Origin of the sequence: Micromonospora sp. NPDC127501 (genome assembly GCF_040302185.1) — a bacterium.
In the GTDB taxonomy this organism is placed as follows: domain Bacteria; phylum Actinomycetota; class Actinomycetes; order Mycobacteriales; family Micromonosporaceae; genus Micromonospora.
This window is the reverse complement of record NZ_JBEORJ010000007.1, coordinates 278,763-292,104: the sequence shown is the minus strand read 5'-3', so window position 1 is coordinate 292,104 and position 13,342 is coordinate 278,763. Positions and strand designations below refer to the sequence as shown.

General features: G+C 67.7%; 18 protein-coding genes. 3 read left to right on the top strand and 15 right to left on the bottom strand.

Annotation, left to right across the window (positions count from 1 at the left end):
• Positions 1-51: 51 nt before the first annotated feature.
• From ABTW72_RS18970 to ABTW72_RS18920, 11 genes are all read right to left on the bottom strand, one after another.
• Positions 52-387, bottom strand: coding sequence for a hypothetical protein (locus ABTW72_RS18970; RefSeq protein ID WP_350860399.1), 336 nt, complete (start codon positions 385-387; stop codon positions 52-54).
• A 193-nt stretch (positions 388-580) separates the two neighbouring features.
• Positions 581-1,156, bottom strand: a complete 576-nt coding sequence (locus ABTW72_RS18965) for a hypothetical protein (protein ID WP_350860397.1) — start codon at positions 1,154-1,156, stop codon at positions 581-583.
• Positions 1,157-1,323: 167 nt separating this feature from the next.
• Positions 1,324-1,662 (bottom strand): Imm51 family immunity protein, encoded by a 339-nt coding sequence (locus ABTW72_RS18960; protein WP_350860395.1) that lies wholly within the window; start codon positions 1,660-1,662, stop codon positions 1,324-1,326.
• 51 nt (positions 1,663-1,713) lie between these two features.
• Positions 1,714-2,931 carry a tyrosine-type recombinase/integrase gene (locus tag ABTW72_RS18955; RefSeq protein ID WP_350860393.1) on the bottom strand — a complete coding sequence of 406 codons (1,218 nt, stop codon included), beginning with the start codon at positions 2,929-2,931 and terminating at the stop codon, positions 1,714-1,716.
• On the bottom strand, positions 2,931-3,113 hold the full coding sequence (locus tag ABTW72_RS18950) for a helix-turn-helix transcriptional regulator (protein ID WP_112601013.1): 183 nt from the start codon (positions 3,111-3,113) through the stop codon (positions 2,931-2,933). Before ABTW72_RS18950 ends, ABTW72_RS18955 begins: the two co-directional genes overlap by 1 nt.
• On the bottom strand, positions 3,113-4,861 hold the full coding sequence (locus ABTW72_RS18945) for a replication initiator (protein WP_350860391.1): 1,749 nt from the start codon (positions 4,859-4,861) through the stop codon (positions 3,113-3,115). The genes ABTW72_RS18950 and ABTW72_RS18945 overlap by 1 nt, the downstream gene beginning before the upstream one ends.
• Positions 4,858-5,409 (bottom strand): DUF2637 domain-containing protein, encoded by a 552-nt coding sequence (locus ABTW72_RS18940; protein WP_350860390.1) that lies wholly within the window; start codon positions 5,407-5,409, stop codon positions 4,858-4,860. Before ABTW72_RS18940 ends, ABTW72_RS18945 begins: the two co-directional genes overlap by 4 nt.
• Positions 5,406-5,597: a hypothetical protein gene (locus ABTW72_RS18935; protein WP_350860388.1), complete on the bottom strand. Its 192-nt coding sequence runs from the start codon at positions 5,595-5,597 to the stop codon at positions 5,406-5,408. Before ABTW72_RS18935 ends, ABTW72_RS18940 begins: the two co-directional genes overlap by 4 nt.
• Positions 5,598-5,602: 5 nt before the next feature.
• Positions 5,603-5,845 carry a hypothetical protein gene (locus tag ABTW72_RS18930; RefSeq protein WP_350860386.1) on the bottom strand — a complete coding sequence of 81 codons (243 nt, stop codon included), beginning with the start codon at positions 5,843-5,845 and terminating at the stop codon, positions 5,603-5,605.
• Positions 5,845-7,434: a cell division protein FtsK gene (locus tag ABTW72_RS18925; protein WP_350860384.1), complete on the bottom strand. Its 1,590-nt coding sequence runs from the start codon at positions 7,432-7,434 to the stop codon at positions 5,845-5,847. The genes ABTW72_RS18930 and ABTW72_RS18925 overlap by 1 nt, the downstream gene beginning before the upstream one ends.
• A 209-nt stretch (positions 7,435-7,643) precedes the next feature.
• On the bottom strand, positions 7,644-8,039 hold the full coding sequence (locus ABTW72_RS18920; protein ID WP_238661241.1) for a transcriptional regulator: 396 nt from the start codon (positions 8,037-8,039) through the stop codon (positions 7,644-7,646).
• Between the two features lie 230 nt (positions 8,040-8,269).
• Here ABTW72_RS18920 and ABTW72_RS18915 point away from each other — a divergent pair, with 230 nt between their 5' ends.
• Together ABTW72_RS18915 and ABTW72_RS18910 are read left to right on the top strand one after the other, a co-directional pair.
• Complete coding sequence (locus ABTW72_RS18915) at positions 8,270-9,154, top strand: DUF4231 domain-containing protein (RefSeq protein ID WP_350860382.1); 885 nt, start codon at positions 8,270-8,272, stop codon at positions 9,152-9,154.
• A 51-nt stretch (positions 9,155-9,205) separates the two neighbouring features.
• On the top strand, positions 9,206-9,649 hold the full coding sequence (locus ABTW72_RS18910) for a hypothetical protein (RefSeq protein ID WP_350860380.1): 444 nt from the start codon (positions 9,206-9,208) through the stop codon (positions 9,647-9,649).
• Here ABTW72_RS18910 and ABTW72_RS18905 read toward each other — a convergent pair.
• From ABTW72_RS18905 to ABTW72_RS18890, 4 genes are all read right to left on the bottom strand, one after another.
• Positions 9,633-10,409, bottom strand: a complete 777-nt coding sequence (locus ABTW72_RS18905) for a glycosyltransferase family 2 protein (RefSeq protein WP_350860379.1) — start codon at positions 10,407-10,409, stop codon at positions 9,633-9,635. The genes ABTW72_RS18910 and ABTW72_RS18905 overlap by 17 nt on opposite strands.
• Positions 10,397-11,218: a GntR family transcriptional regulator gene (locus ABTW72_RS18900; RefSeq protein WP_350860377.1), complete on the bottom strand. Its 822-nt coding sequence runs from the start codon at positions 11,216-11,218 to the stop codon at positions 10,397-10,399. Before ABTW72_RS18900 ends, ABTW72_RS18905 begins: the two co-directional genes overlap by 13 nt.
• Before the next feature lie 133 nt (positions 11,219-11,351).
• On the bottom strand, positions 11,352-11,696 hold the full coding sequence (locus tag ABTW72_RS18895) for a hypothetical protein (protein WP_350860375.1): 345 nt from the start codon (positions 11,694-11,696) through the stop codon (positions 11,352-11,354).
• Positions 11,689-12,282, bottom strand: a complete 594-nt coding sequence (locus ABTW72_RS18890) for a hypothetical protein (RefSeq protein WP_350860373.1) — start codon at positions 12,280-12,282, stop codon at positions 11,689-11,691. The genes ABTW72_RS18895 and ABTW72_RS18890 overlap by 8 nt, the downstream gene beginning before the upstream one ends.
• Before the next feature lie 285 nt (positions 12,283-12,567).
• Here ABTW72_RS18890 and ABTW72_RS18885 point away from each other — a divergent pair, with 285 nt between their 5' ends.
• A complete protein-coding gene (locus ABTW72_RS18885) occupies positions 12,568-12,990 on the top strand; it encodes a GntR family transcriptional regulator (RefSeq protein ID WP_350860371.1) in 423 nt (140 codons plus the stop codon).
• The last annotated feature ends 352 nt before the right edge of the window (positions 12,991-13,342 follow it).

Genomic DNA, 13,342 nt, shown 5'->3' with positions numbered 1-13,342 from the left:
CTCAGCGGCTGTGAAACAGCAGGTCAACGATCCGTGTTGGTTGCCTGGGGGTCAAGGAGTCGGTGGCTTTGGCGATACGTCGGGCGCAGTCATGTGGAAGGCCGCCGCTGGCTGGCTGGGTAGCCATCCCGCAGTCAGAGCCTTGCGGACGACTGCCGCGACCGTCGACGGTAAAACAGGGACGGGCGGGCCGCCGATCCAGTTGCTCGGATGGTCCTGAGGCATGCTGACCAGCAGCACGCTGCCCTTGCAGTCGGCTTGCTCGATGGCGAGGGTAAGGGGTCGCTCGCAGAGCGCTTGGGCGTAGGTTGGCTTCCCGCGTACTCGCCACCTGTAGACGATGTCGTCGACCGTAATGAGCCTTGCGCCTTTCTTGGTCAATGCCATGTCGATCCCCTCGCGGTCGGCTGTCGGGTGCCGGCAGCTAACCACGCTGCGTCGGGCCGTGGGGCACACAGGGGGCGCGAGACACCGTGAAACGTCGTCAAGCAGCGAGCAACCATGGCAGCCCGAGAAGCCTTCTGAGCAGGTATCGGACAGCATCGCCGCCGGCAGCGCGGCAGCGGCCCTTAGGTCCGCTTCAACTCAACGCGAAGTCCTTGATGCCGGTGGCGATGGCCGAGACGGTCCCGACCAGACCCGTCACGGTCGCCAACCTGGAAGCTGGGGTCGCCCAGGTCCCGCGACTGAACTCGGCCCATCGGCGATTCCAAAAGAGCAGCTTGAACTTCTGCCATCTGTGCTCGCGTATATGGCACCCGAGCAGCAGTCCGTAGGAGTTGTTGCGGCAGAAGGCTCCCCGCTTGCGGGTACCGGCACCACACCACGCGGGTGCCTGAAGCAGCGACCATATGACCACCCCGGCGGACAGGAAGTAGAGAAGCTCAGGGCCGGCGTTGCCGGACCACCAGACGGCGACCAACGCCAAGAGAGCGAGCAGCCCCCAGTACCGCCGAAGGATCTTCATACAGGATCTGTAGTTGATCGATGACGAGCAGTAAATAGCATTGACAGATGTTGGTCGTTGAGTGGCCATCCGGCGGGTGGCTGCTCTTGGCCGTCCCTGGGCCGTCTGGGCCGTCACCGGGCCGTCAAACGCTGACCAGAGATAACCACCGACGACCATCAGCGCTCGAAGAAACAGCAGGTCAGCCACCATGTAGGGGTGGCTGACCTGGTGGGCGACGGACGAGTCGACCTGTACGCCGGATTATGAACGTGAAACACGCCCTGAACAGGCGTTCCGTCTGCCAGAGACCCGCTCAGGGCGTCGCCAGGGCGTCCGGGCTCTGCGGGTGCGGAAGGCCGCTGGCTGAACGGCTGTCAGTCGTCGAACTCGAACCCGCTCGCCTTGGCCTCCAAGACGAGCCGCCGCAAGCGTTCGCCGTCGGTCACGACCACGTTCATCTGAACTGCCAACTCTTCCAGCGCGCTTCGATCGGTGCCGTCAGCGCAGAACATGCCGGCCTCGGAGTCATAGTCGAACCGGCCTTCGAGCGTCTGGGCCTCGGTGCTGACGAGAAGTTGTGCGACGCCTTCCCAGAAGTACCCGTTGGGCTCGTGACCGAGTTCCCTAATCAGGTCGTCAACCGGCGTGGTCCCCGCTTCCAGCAGCAGCGAATACTGCTCTGGAGTCGTCTCGATCAGGCTAAGCAAGGTCATCTGCGAAGCCTGGCACCGCTCGGGGACCGGGGCAAGATCCAGCACTCGACGTCACGCGCGCAGTCCCGGGTCTCCAGCCGCAGGCTCGAACAAGCGGTCAATAGCCTGCCGGGTGCGTTCCTCGCTGGCCGGCATCAGGTGCGTGTAGACCCGAAGGGTGAACCCGGGATCAGCGTGGCCGAGGTACGACGCGAGCGCCTTGATGCTCTCCCCCGCGTCGAGCAGCGACGAGGCGTAGAAGTGGCGGAGCGCGTGCATCCCGGTGGCCCGGGTCGGCGTGATGCCGGCCGCCAGCACGGCGGGACGCCAACTCTTGTTGTCGAAGGTGCGCCGATTGATCGCACCTCGCCGCGTGGTGGTGAAGAGCAACGGCACGCTGACCCGCTCGTCGTCGGCCGGGTTCTCCCACGGCAGCGTGAGCATCACCGGGTCGCAGTCCTTGATGTGCTGCCGCAGCACCAAGGCGACGGAGTCCGGCAGCGGCACCCGGCGGTCCCGGTCGTTCTTGGGCAGGCCGAAGACGAGCCGGGAGCGGACCAGCTTGACCTGACGTGAGACGTGCACCCATCCCGCGTCAAGGTCGATGTCGTCGATGCCGAGCCCCAGGATCTCGCCCTGGCGCAGCCCGCAGCCGGCACCCAGGTCGACCATCGCGCGGTACCGCTGAGCGAGGCCACCGCGGATTGCCGAAACCTGGTCGTACCGCCACGGCACGACCCGGCGCTGAACCGGTCGCGGGGGCTTGACCGACTTTGCCGAACACGGGTTCTTGGCAATCCGCTCGTCGTCGACGGCCGCGCCGAGGATGGTCCGGAGGTGCGCGAAGACCACGGCCCGTGTCGCCGGGGCCAGCTTGCCGACCATTGCGGCGTCCCACTCCCGGATGTGGCCCGGCTTAATCTCGGCCAGCTTCCGCGAGCCGAAGAACGGCAGCAGGTGCTTGCGTACCCGGAACTCGGTGCTCTCCCGGGTCGACTCGTCGAACGAGCGGGTCCGGAGCCAGGTTTCGGCGTACTCGGCGAAGGTCATCCGGCCGGCGAGCGGGTCGACGTATGTGCCACGCAGCTTGTCTGACTCGGTGGACACGAGGAAGGCGTCAGCCTCCCGCTTGGCCCGGTCCGGGAACGACTTCTTGCGCTCCTTGCCGTCCGGGCCGATGTACCGCACCCGGTAGCGCAGGCCCTTGCCGAACAGTTCCGTCTTGACCCGCTCCGTTCGCCCTCCTGGGTGGCGCAGCGTCTTGTGCCAGCGGTCCTCTACGTGCCCCATCAGGCCGCCGCCTGCTCGCGTACCCAGGACCGGACCGTTTCCGGCTCGTACCGCAGGTGTCTGCCGACCCGAGCCGCAGGCGGGCCGTACTTGACCTTCCGCCAGCGGTACAGCGTCTCGGTCGGCACCCGCAAGTACGCCGCCACGTCCCGGATCGTCCAGAGCCCATCGTTCGCCGCCATCAAAGCCTCTCCCCCGTCGTGCCGTCCGTTCCCGTCCTTGGTTCGGCCTCGGAGAGCTGCGCGGCACGGTCCTTCGCGGCGAGGAGTTCGGAGCGCCAGCGGGCACGTTCGCTGATCGACCGCAGCAGCCGGTGGGCCATGGCCGGCACGTCGGGGTCGTCGGGTCGGGCGAGTTCCCAGGCGTGCCGGACTGGTTCGACGGTCGCGCCCTGGTCGTCGACGCCACCCAGGCCGACGCTCACGCCGAGCAGGGTCCGCACCCAGGCCCGCACGTCGTGCTTGTGGTCGCTGAGCGTCTTGCCGGACCAGTCGCGAGAGATGAGGATGCGCCGGCCGCCGATGCCGAGGGTGTCCCGCTGGTGGACCTTGCCTTTGCACCGGCCCGGCTTGAGCTTCGCGTGTGTCTTGCGCGGCTGGACGCCGTAAAGCAACCAGTTCGCGCACCGGTCGGTGCACGGGGTGAGCTGGAGTTCCTGCCACAGCCGGTCCAGGTGCGCCCGTTGCCGACCGCTCGTGATCTGGTGAACGTCGCCGGTGTGCTTGGTGATGTACTTCGTGACGTACCGGATAGTCCGCTCGGCCTCCTCGGTGCCGGGCATGACGCCGCGAGCGTCGACCTGGGAGCCGAAGCGCACCACGTGCACCGGTTCGGCGTCCGGGTCGTCGTCGATCGCGTCGAGTGCTTCCGACCAAGTGGTCAGCGGCGCACAGGTGTCCGGGTCGACCCACGCCGCTGCCCGCTCGTCCCAGACCGGGAGCCGGTCGAGGGTGTACCGCTGCACGCCGACCGAGGGCCACCACACCTGGTGATAGGTCGCCGCCGCCACCGTCCGCAGCACGTCACGCGGGATGGTGCCCCGGATCGCGAAGTGAGCGTGTGGGGCGAGACGGCGTTGCGGCTCGACACAGCCCGCGTACTGGACGTTCCAGCCCTCGCAGCGGCGCAGGTTCTGCCAGAACCGGTCCAGCAGCCGGGGAAAGTGCACCGCGTCCCAGGCGGCGCGGCGGTAGTCGTACCGGTTGGGGTTGACCGGAGTGCCGTCCGGGCGGACCGGGCCGTACGAGCCGAGAGTGAGCGTCAGCCACATCGACGGCCGGTAGGTCGAGCCGTCCGGCGCGGTGTAGGTCCTTCCGACCGTGCGGCGCTCGACCTTACGCCGAGGCAGGTCCGGGGCATCCTGCCGCCGCCGGGTGGAGCGCTTGCGGCGCCGGCCGCTGTCCTCGTCGCCCTGGTCCTCGTCGCCGGTCGAGTGCGGCGGCGCGACCCGGCCCCGGAGTCCTTCAGCCGCAATCGCCTCTTCCACCTCCTGGATCGCCTCGTCGAGGTCGGTGACCTGGTCCCACTGGCTCGCCCGGGACGCCTCGTCACGGGAGAACTCCAGGTGCCCGCGCAGCAGGACAAGCGCCTTCTGTTCCTCGGTCGCCGGCTCTGGTGGCGGTAGCGGCTCGTCGTCGCGGTGCCAGCCTTCCCGGATCTGCGCCTGCCGCAGCCGGCGGTTCTTCTTGGCGCACGGGGCGCACTTGTCCTCCCGGGTCGCCCCACAGGGCAGGTCGATGACCTCGGTCAGCCCGGTGTTCAGGTCCGTGCGGCGCATGGCGAGCGGTCGGACGCAGACGCCGTACTCGGCCGCAATCTCCTTGAGTACGTCGACGGAGCGAGGTAGCGCCATGCGGGCCGCCCGCGACCCTGGGCGAGGTGCATCCGGGGTCGGGGCGGGTTCGAGGCCGGGCAGGGTCGGAGCGGTCATCGGATGATCCCGACGACGTGCGGCCGGTTGGACGGGACGACCGCGCGCGGAGGCACCACCGCCGGGGCGCTGGACGGCGTCGGCTCTGCCGAGCGGACCGGTTCGACGGCGGTGGTGGGACGCTCGGGTTCCTCGTACTGGTAGGCGGAGGGCTGGTCCGGCTCGTCGGCCGGCGTGTGGACCGGCGCGTTGGACAAGACGACCTTGACCAGTGCGAGGAACGCCAACGACGGCACCGCCGCCACGATCCAGCCCCACACCGACGCTTGGGCTTCTGCGACCTGGGCCGCGAGGGACAGCAACGCGAACGCCACCAGGAGCGACCCGACCAGGCCGACCGGGCGACCGGCACGCCGGCGGGCACGGATCTCCAACCCGAGGTAGATCGCCATCAGCTCGACCGCTACCGCGTTGGCCCAGCCGATCCAGTCGGGCTGGCCGTGGGCAACGGACAGGTCGTGAACGTGGGTGAAGGCGGCGGCACCGGCCATGGTGCCGATGGCGAGCAGGATCACCAGGCGTACCGCCGATTCGGTGCCCTTGCTCATCGCCACTCCTCCAACGGCTTCTCGCGGATGGTCAGGTCGATGCGGATGCGCCGGCCGTCCATGTCGGGGCGGCGGTTGACCATGTGCGCCACGCCGTGCAGGGCGGCAGAGGTCTGGTCGGAGGGGCCGACGAGCCGGATGCGCAGCGGACGCCGGAGCCGGTCGACGAGGCGGGTGAAGGGGTTCACGGCGGTTACCTCCGGGCCGGTCGAATGTCGGTGCGGATGTAGTCGGGTGGGGTGCCGAGCGCGGCGACAGCTTCGGAGAGGCAGCGCCACAGCGCCCACGCCTCGTCGGGGGTCAGGGCCATCCGTCGCTGGCCGGCACCGACCGCCAGATAGACGGGGTACGCGTCGGGTCGCTCCGGGTCGACGCGAACGGAGACCGCGGTGACCGGTTCGGGGGTACGCAGCCGGTAGAAGCGACGGCCGGTCATCAGGCATCACCCCCGGCGTCCCGGTCGAGCAGATTGCGCAGGGACTCCGGGAGCAACGGCCCGGACGGCTTACGGGGCAGCGGGAGCCGGACCGGTTCGGTGGCGGTTTCCCGGCCGACCTGGGCGAGGATGTCCGCCGCTTCGGCCGGGGCCGGATACTGCCGGGCCATGTCGCGGATGTCGTCGTCGCTGACGTACGAGAACCGGACCCGCATCGGGTCGGGAGTGCCGTCGAGGATCACGTACCCGACGCCCTTTGCCCACCGGGGCATCTGGTCCGCGAGCGCTCCCCGCTTGCGGGCACCGTCGCCAAGAACCATGTCGACCTGTGACGCCTCGGTCAGGCCCAGCGCGATCCGGGTCGGGAACAGATCCCGGAACGGCAGTACGTCCTTGCGCGGGTCCTGCAACGCGGCGACCACCAGGACGCCGACGCCGGCGCCCTGGGACAGCAGCAGCCCCAGCGACGACGCGATGCGCTTGCGCAGCTCGACGTCTTGCAGGTACGCGGTCAGCGCGGCCATCTCGTCGATGACGACCACGACCAGGGGGTCAGCCTCGGTCGGCGTATGCACCCGAACCGTTCCCGCCAGGCGGGTCTGACGCTCCCGCAGCACCGTCACGGCCTCGTCGAGTAGGTCCGCCATCGCCTCGAACGACTTGCACGCGAACCGGGCGAACATCGGTCGGCCGAGCGCGAATTCCATCCCGCCCTTGGGGTCGATCACCCAGAGTCGGACGAGGCCGGAGGCGATCCCACCACCGAGCACCCGGACCAGCGACCACAGCACAGAGCCCTTACCGGACCGGGTCGCGCCGCCCACCAGGACATGCGTGGCGAGCAGGTGCAGCGACCAGGTACGCAGGTCTTCCCGCCGCGCCAGCGGTAGCGCGGTGAAGTCCGGCACCGCCGGCACCGCGAACGGCGGGACCACAGTCCGCAGCGCATCGGTACGGACCAGCGCCAGGTAGACCAGCGTCGGACGATCCCGATTCCGCACCCGGTCGACGAGCCGCAGCAACCACGCGCCCCGGCCGGTGCGGGTCGGCGGGTCGCCCGGACGCTCGGAGTAGACCCGCGCGTGCCGCCGCCCGAACGCGTATGCCAGGTTGGCGCTCACCGACTGGAACTGCTCTGGCGTCTGTCCCCGGACCGGGCGGACGGTCAGCACGTCGAGCGCCTGATCCGAGCGCACCCGCAGCAGCTCGGGCAGGACCGGACGATGGTCGTACATCTCGGATAGTCCGCAGAGGGTCATGGCTTCACGCCACGCCCGCCGGTAGACGAACGCCCGCCGCCACGAGCCGAGCAGCGGACCCGCCAAGAAGGTCCACCAGGACGGCTCGTCACGCCACCGCCACACCGCCGACGCCGCAGCCGCCAACACGAGCGGCACTAACAGGCCGGGCCAGTCGAACTCGACGTAGAGCCAGAGCGTCAGCACCACCGAAGCCGTGGCCACCGGGTGCCGCAGGCACCACCAGAGGACCCGCCCGGACCACCTCAGCAGCAGGCCGAGCAGCACCATCCAGAACGGCAGCTTGAGCTTCTTCGGCCGGATCACCAGCAGATCCCCGGCCGAGGTCATCAACACCTCACCCCGAGGCCGCCCGATCACTTGGCACCACCGGCCAGGTTGGATCGGGTCTGACACACACCGCACCGGGGCCAGCCATGGCCAGCCCGACGCCTACCCTTGGACACGTCTGCACCTCTCTCGACAGAGCAGGGGGAAGAGACACCGGGGCGGGGCTGCCGTCCGCCAAGACCTGACAGCCCCGCCCTGACCAGAACCGGTTACGCCGACGCCTTCTGGTTGACGCCCGCCGGGGCGCGCAGCCCGGTCGCCCGCAGCGAGTACGCCATCCGACCGTTGTTCGCCACATACGGCGTGACAGTCATCCCGTCGAACTCGACCGCCTCGAACAGGCCACCCGTGGGCGGCACCGGCTGGTAATCGGCCGAGATCTTCACCGTCGTCTCCCGGGACCGCTTGCCAAGCTCGGGGTCGAGGTCCATCACCCGGACCTGCCACACCCGCTGGCCGGTCACCTTGTCCTTGGCCGGCGACCGTCGGCCCGTCTTCTCGTCGTAGTCCTCGACCTCGCCCAGGGACTCGGGCACCAGCGCGCACCCAGCCGGGAACACGTCCTCGAACCGCACAGCGAACCGCGTTCCGCCTCGCAGAGCCATCGCTCAACCTCCAACTTGTTAACTTGTCTGCCAAGTTGCGATCCAAGGTAGACGGCACTTGGCAGACAAGTCAACAACTTTGCCTGGAGCGGCAGAGACAGGCCGCTTCGGAGCGCCTGATACCCGGCGACGCATCGACGTGAAGGCGACAAAGTCTTGGTAGGCCACAGTGGACCGAGCGATACTGCCTGGCTCATCACGGTTAGCAACGCAGAGAGTACGGAGAGCCCGTGACCACCCCTCAAGGCGACTCAAACGATCAGGCAAGCAGGAGCGAGTACCACGAAAGCCCGGCCGACACCCAAGAGGAGTACCGGCAACTCGGCAAGGAATACGAGCTAGCTGTCGACCGGCTGCGTTCAGCCAGATCCGCGCAGTTCGCCTACTTGCTGGTCTTACTCTCCGCATTCACGCTAGTAGCACTCCTCGCCTATTCTGTGGTTATCGGACTTTGGCGCGACCAACCTGTCGTGACCAGATACGTCGGACTCATAGCGCTTCTCGTGCTATGCATTGCAGCAGGAAATCTCGCAGTCAAAAACCGTCGACGGATCGTCGAGTTCGACGTGGAGGTACGGAACCTAAACCATGATCGCCAAAGTGCCGCTGCCAGGATACCCTCCGACTCACTCGAATCACTGCGAATCTATCGCGAAGCATCCCAAGACATCGTTACACAATTCCGGGGACGGGCAACCCGGAATCTGCGAGCACACAATACGGTCCAGGCAATTATTATCATCGGCTCTATCAGCGCTTCGACTACAACTGCCCTAATGGCAGGCGAGCACCCGCTGAGCTGGGTTTCTACCGGCCTTACAGCCTTCATCAGCATTACGGCAGGACTCGCGGCCTACTTCAAGTTCCGGGAGCGTGGATACAACCTGCAATCCACAGCAGACGAGATCGAGAAGCACTACAACGCAACCCAGTTCCGCCTAGGCGAATACGGCGCAGGCGACGCCGAAACCGGAGATCCGAAATCCGACGCAGGCACCAAAGCAGAAGCGGCACGCCTGCGGCTATTTGCCGAGAATGTCGAACGATTGCGGGATGAGCAGCGTAAGCGTGAGTTGCAGCTTGAACAATCCCCCGGCCAACGCGAGGAGCGCTAGCATCGGCCGATGTCGGGTTAGCAAGACCCTTCACAGGGGTAGAGGAGACCTATGGAAGCGACACGCGTATCTGTCGATGAATTGCATTCACGGCCAGACTCCCTTGATGACGCCACAGTCGAGGGGCTAGGCGAACTGAGTAAGGCGTTGGAGACAATCCACCGGGTGCGCGGTCACCTATACGCCGCTCATCAGCTCGTCGGCGGGGCGGACCTCACCCTTGACCGTGTCGTCGAGCTGCTCCGGCAGGCGGGGCACGACGAGGTCGCCGACCGGGTAGAGCGGGAGTTGCTAGGCCGGAACGTCCTACCAGGCCGCTGGACCTTCCAGATCATGGAGGAGTTCGACGACGGCTACTACGCGGCTTTTCAGGAGGTCGAGCGGTACGCCCGGGACAAGTTAGCCGGCGGTCGGCGGCATATCTACGAGGCGGAGATGAAGGAGCGACGGCGCACCCATGGGATGCCGGGGCACGAGGCTACGCCGCAGGAGTGACCGGCAGCCCGTTCGGGAGCATCGAGGCCAGGGCTTCGGCTCTGGCCTCGATGATCTTCATCCGGCCTTCGTACTCGACGGGTTCGCGGTGGGCGGCTTGGCTGGTGACCTGGCCAGGCCACTTGCGGTAGAGCAGGCCGTGTTCACGGGTGAAGTAGCCGTCGCTGATCGCGCTCGCCGCCAGGAGCAGGCCGGTGTCCTCGGAGGCAGGGAGCGCCATCCAGCCGCCGAGGGCCAGGAGCAGATCCCGGCGGATGCACAGGGTGGCGGGGTGAACCTGGGAGCGGTAACCGTTCGCCTGCCAGAAGGCCAGGACGGCACCGCGGGCGATGGTTCCGCCTTCCGGGTCCTTGTCCCAGCCGAGAGTAGACCCGTCGGGCATCAGGTCCAGGACGCGGGAAGTTGTCCAGCCGATGTGCGGATGCGCCTCGAAAGCGGCAATGTCCCGGGCGAGGGCACCGGGAGTCAGCTGGTCGTCCGCGTCCAGCACCTTGACGTGTTGCCCGGCGACACGGGAAAGAGCGGAGGTACGGGCAACACCTGGCCCGCCGGGACGACCACCGCCAATGCTGATGCGAGGGTCGTCCGGCAGGACACCGTTCAGCGCGCCGGTCTGCCCGTCCTCCTGGACGAGCCACTGCCAGTCCCACCCGTCAGGCATCTCCTGCTTGACCAACGAGTAATACGCGCCGGTCAGGTGTTCGATGCTGGGCGCGTGGACTGGCGTGATGACCGAGACGAGCTGCGTCAAGTTTTCCACCGTTGCAGTTTGTGGGAGTAGACCAATTCCGTCCGGTCCCCCGGCATCACCACGTCGGCAACCTCGACGACGCGGCCCTTGGTGTCGATCGAGGTCTTGCGCACGGTGAGCACCGAGACGCCCGGGTCGATGTCCAGCAACTCGGCCTCGTCCGGCGACGGCGGGCGCGCACGGATCTCGTCGTCGATCCGGTCCACCTCTACACCGAGGGTGTGCAGTTGGTGCTGAGTGCCGCCCGGCCAGGGCTCCTTGCCCGCGTCGAGTAGGTCCGGGTTCGCGGCCACCAGGTCGTACGGCAGATAGGAGTACGACATGGTCAGCGGCGCGTTCTCGTGCCGCGAGGTGGTCCAGTACACACGGCGCAGCAACGGCGTACCGGGCTCGACCTGCAAGGCCGCCGCCATGTCCGAATCCGCTTCCACGCGGGCGTACTCGGCGTGGAACTTCAGGTCATCGACGGTCAGGCCGGTGTCGTGCTCGGTGGCCCCGGTCTTCAGCCGCTCCGACTCGTCGAGCAGCGCCCGGTCCTTCTCCCACTGGTAGCGCTCGGCGTTGCGACGCCGTACCCGCTGACGGGGTGCCCGTACGTAGGTACCGCGCCCCTGCTCCGCGCGGACCAGGCCCCATTCGCGGAGCTGTCGGATGGCGTTGCGGACGCTGGTGCGCGACAGGCCGGACGAGTCGGCCAGCTCGGTCTCGCTCGGCATTAGCGTGCCGGGGGCCAGCTCTCCGGCCACGATCTTTGCCCGCAACTCTTCCGCGAGTTGCAGGTAACGAGGGCGCCAGTCCCGGCCTTGCACACCGGTCACCGTACCCCCTAGACGTTCCAACGTCTGCCAGGCGGTCCCCCCTGCGGGCCGCTCCGGCACCGGAGGCACGACGGCCGCTGGCCGCTTCACGGGCCGGGCGCTCGGCGAGGGCATCCGTCCGACGGGCCGACGCTCAGCGGTGTTCATGGCACCCCTCCAGAGGTTGCCCCTTGGTCATCATCACCAGGCGGGCATAGGTCAGCTCGTAGATGAGCCGGTCGAGCTGAGTTCCGGAGAGCAGGATCGATTCGGTGACGCCGCTGCGGCTGGCGTCGAGCTTCACGGCCAGGTCGCGGCGCAGGAACCGGTCGGCCAGCAGTTGAACGCTGATCCAGCCGGTTCGCTCCCGGCCGATGGTCCGCAGCAGCCCGCGATGCATCGGATCGTTCTGGCCGCAGCCCCGGCACCAGCTCGGGCAGTCTGCGGTATTCGCGGACGGAGTCGGTCCCCGCTCGTTCGTGGCCTCGGGCTCAGTCACCGATGGCCTCCATTCGGGTACCGGCCTGCACCAACAAGGAACGAAGCTGCCCGATCAGCTGGGCAACCTGCGAAGGGGAGAGCTCCACCCAGGCGATCCCGCCCCGGCTCGTCACGTGCACCGCGACCAGGGGCACGCGAGCGTCGGAGCCGACGAGGTACGTGACGACCTGGCCGCTCTGCCGACTCTCGCCGAGGCGGTGCATCGCGCCACGGTGACGACGCGGCATGTGGGCCATCAGCGGCGGCACCAGGTGGCCACATCGGTCGGGAGCACACCATGCCGGGTGGCTGCCACTGGTCAGCTTGCCCGCGTTGCTCACCGCACCCACCGCCCACCGTTGCCCCGGTAGATCTGGGCCGGTGTCATCAGCGGCGCACTTCTCAGCACCGGCAGTTTCCGGGTCGGCGCGTTGGCCCACGCCTGCAACGGCGTCAGGCAGGGCGTACAGCGGCCCGAGGTAGCCGCGTTCCCGCCGGGACTGGACGGCGGACGCCTGCGGGACCTCCAGATCGAGAACCAACGCCGCCGACGATGAGAGCCAGACATCGCACCTCCACGGATAGGCCGGACCGGTGGTCAGCAACGCAGGCACGCAGCCGGCCACCGGTCCGGATGAGGGCACGGCGCACCGTCCGACGCAGACGGGTCGGGTATCGCCGAGCCAGGTTGTACGCGCAGCTACCGCAACCGGTCCGACAGGACGCCGCGCATCACGTGCGACCAGGAGCAGCGCAACACCACCCCTGATACGAGCCGTCACCCCAGCCGCACATTCGGAAACGTACCTACAAGTGGATGAGTTGTCTAGACATCGAAACGTGCCTCCTGGTTGACACTTGATACGACAAGTGCCAGGTACGGTGACCCGGTGCCCACCCCGCACTACGGACAGCCCCGTTACCGCGTCATCGCGGACCAACTCAGGAAACGCATCGAAAGCGGCAGCATCCCGCCGGGCGCGCTTCTGCCGACGGAGAGTGCCCTCACGCTTGAGTTCCGGGCGAGTCGTGGCACCGTCCGTCAAGCCATAGCCGTCCTACGCGAGGAAGGCTTAGCGACCACCGAGCACGGGCGTGGCACATCCGCGAGACCAATCGCCAACGAGCACGGCCCGGAACGGACCGTCGAGCCAGACACCGGCCAATGCGAGATCGCCGCAGACCCGGAGCTCGCAGCCCTCTTCGGCGTTGAGGTCGGCGCGACGCTGATCGGACAGCAGCGCGTCAACCGACGCAACGGAGTTGTCGAATCAGTCGTCAGAAGCTACCGGCTACGCCGCTCGGGGCAGTAGGACAGCGCGCACCTTCTCTACCTTCGAGATGGCTGCAGCTCCGTCGGCGGATCGCGGTCCGCGGGCGGTTGCGTTAGGCCATCCCGCCTGCCACCGACCCAGGCAAGCCGAGCAGGTCAACTGTCACCCATCGGTGCAGCAGACTCAGCAGACCACTCCACAGGAGTGCGGGTCCGTGCAGACGGGATGGCAGGCAGCGACCGGTAGGGCGCTGCTTTAAAGGACCGATTCAGCGTGGCTACCAGAACGGCGAGCCAGGAACCGTCATCTAAACGGCTCGTCGAGGACCGGCCCGGCATGCACAAGACCAGCCGAACAGACCGGGCACGACGGGTCGACCCGCACCGAACAC

Bases quoted from the DNA above. Each gene is read 5' to 3' on its own strand.
- ABTW72_RS18940 (WP_350860390.1), bottom strand. From the start codon at position 5,409: ATGAGCAAGGGCACCGAATCGGCGGTACGCCTGGTGATCCTGCTCGCC.
- ABTW72_RS18960 (WP_350860395.1), bottom strand. From the start codon at position 1,662: ATGACCTTGCTTAGCCTGATCGAGACGACTCCAGAGCAGTATTCGCTG.
- ABTW72_RS18930 (WP_350860386.1), bottom strand. From the start codon at position 5,845: ATGACCGGCCGTCGCTTCTACCGGCTGCGTACCCCCGAACCGGTCACC.
- ABTW72_RS18950 (WP_112601013.1), bottom strand. From the start codon at position 3,113: ATGGCGGCGAACGATGGGCTCTGGACGATCCGGGACGTGGCGGCGTAC.
- ABTW72_RS18920 (WP_238661241.1), bottom strand. From the start codon at position 8,039: ATGGCTCTGCGAGGCGGAACGCGGTTCGCTGTGCGGTTCGAGGACGTG.
- ABTW72_RS18945 (WP_350860391.1), bottom strand. From the start codon at position 4,861: ATGACCGCTCCGACCCTGCCCGGCCTCGAACCCGCCCCGACCCCGGAT.
- ABTW72_RS18970 (WP_350860399.1), bottom strand. From the start codon at position 387: ATGGCATTGACCAAGAAAGGCGCAAGGCTCATTACGGTCGACGACATC.
- ABTW72_RS18910 (WP_350860380.1), top strand. From the start codon at position 9,206: ATGGAAGCGACACGCGTATCTGTCGATGAATTGCATTCACGGCCAGAC.
- ABTW72_RS18955 (WP_350860393.1), bottom strand. From the start codon at position 2,931: ATGGGGCACGTAGAGGACCGCTGGCACAAGACGCTGCGCCACCCAGGA.
- ABTW72_RS18925 (WP_350860384.1), bottom strand. From the start codon at position 7,434: ATGACCTCGGCCGGGGATCTGCTGGTGATCCGGCCGAAGAAGCTCAAG.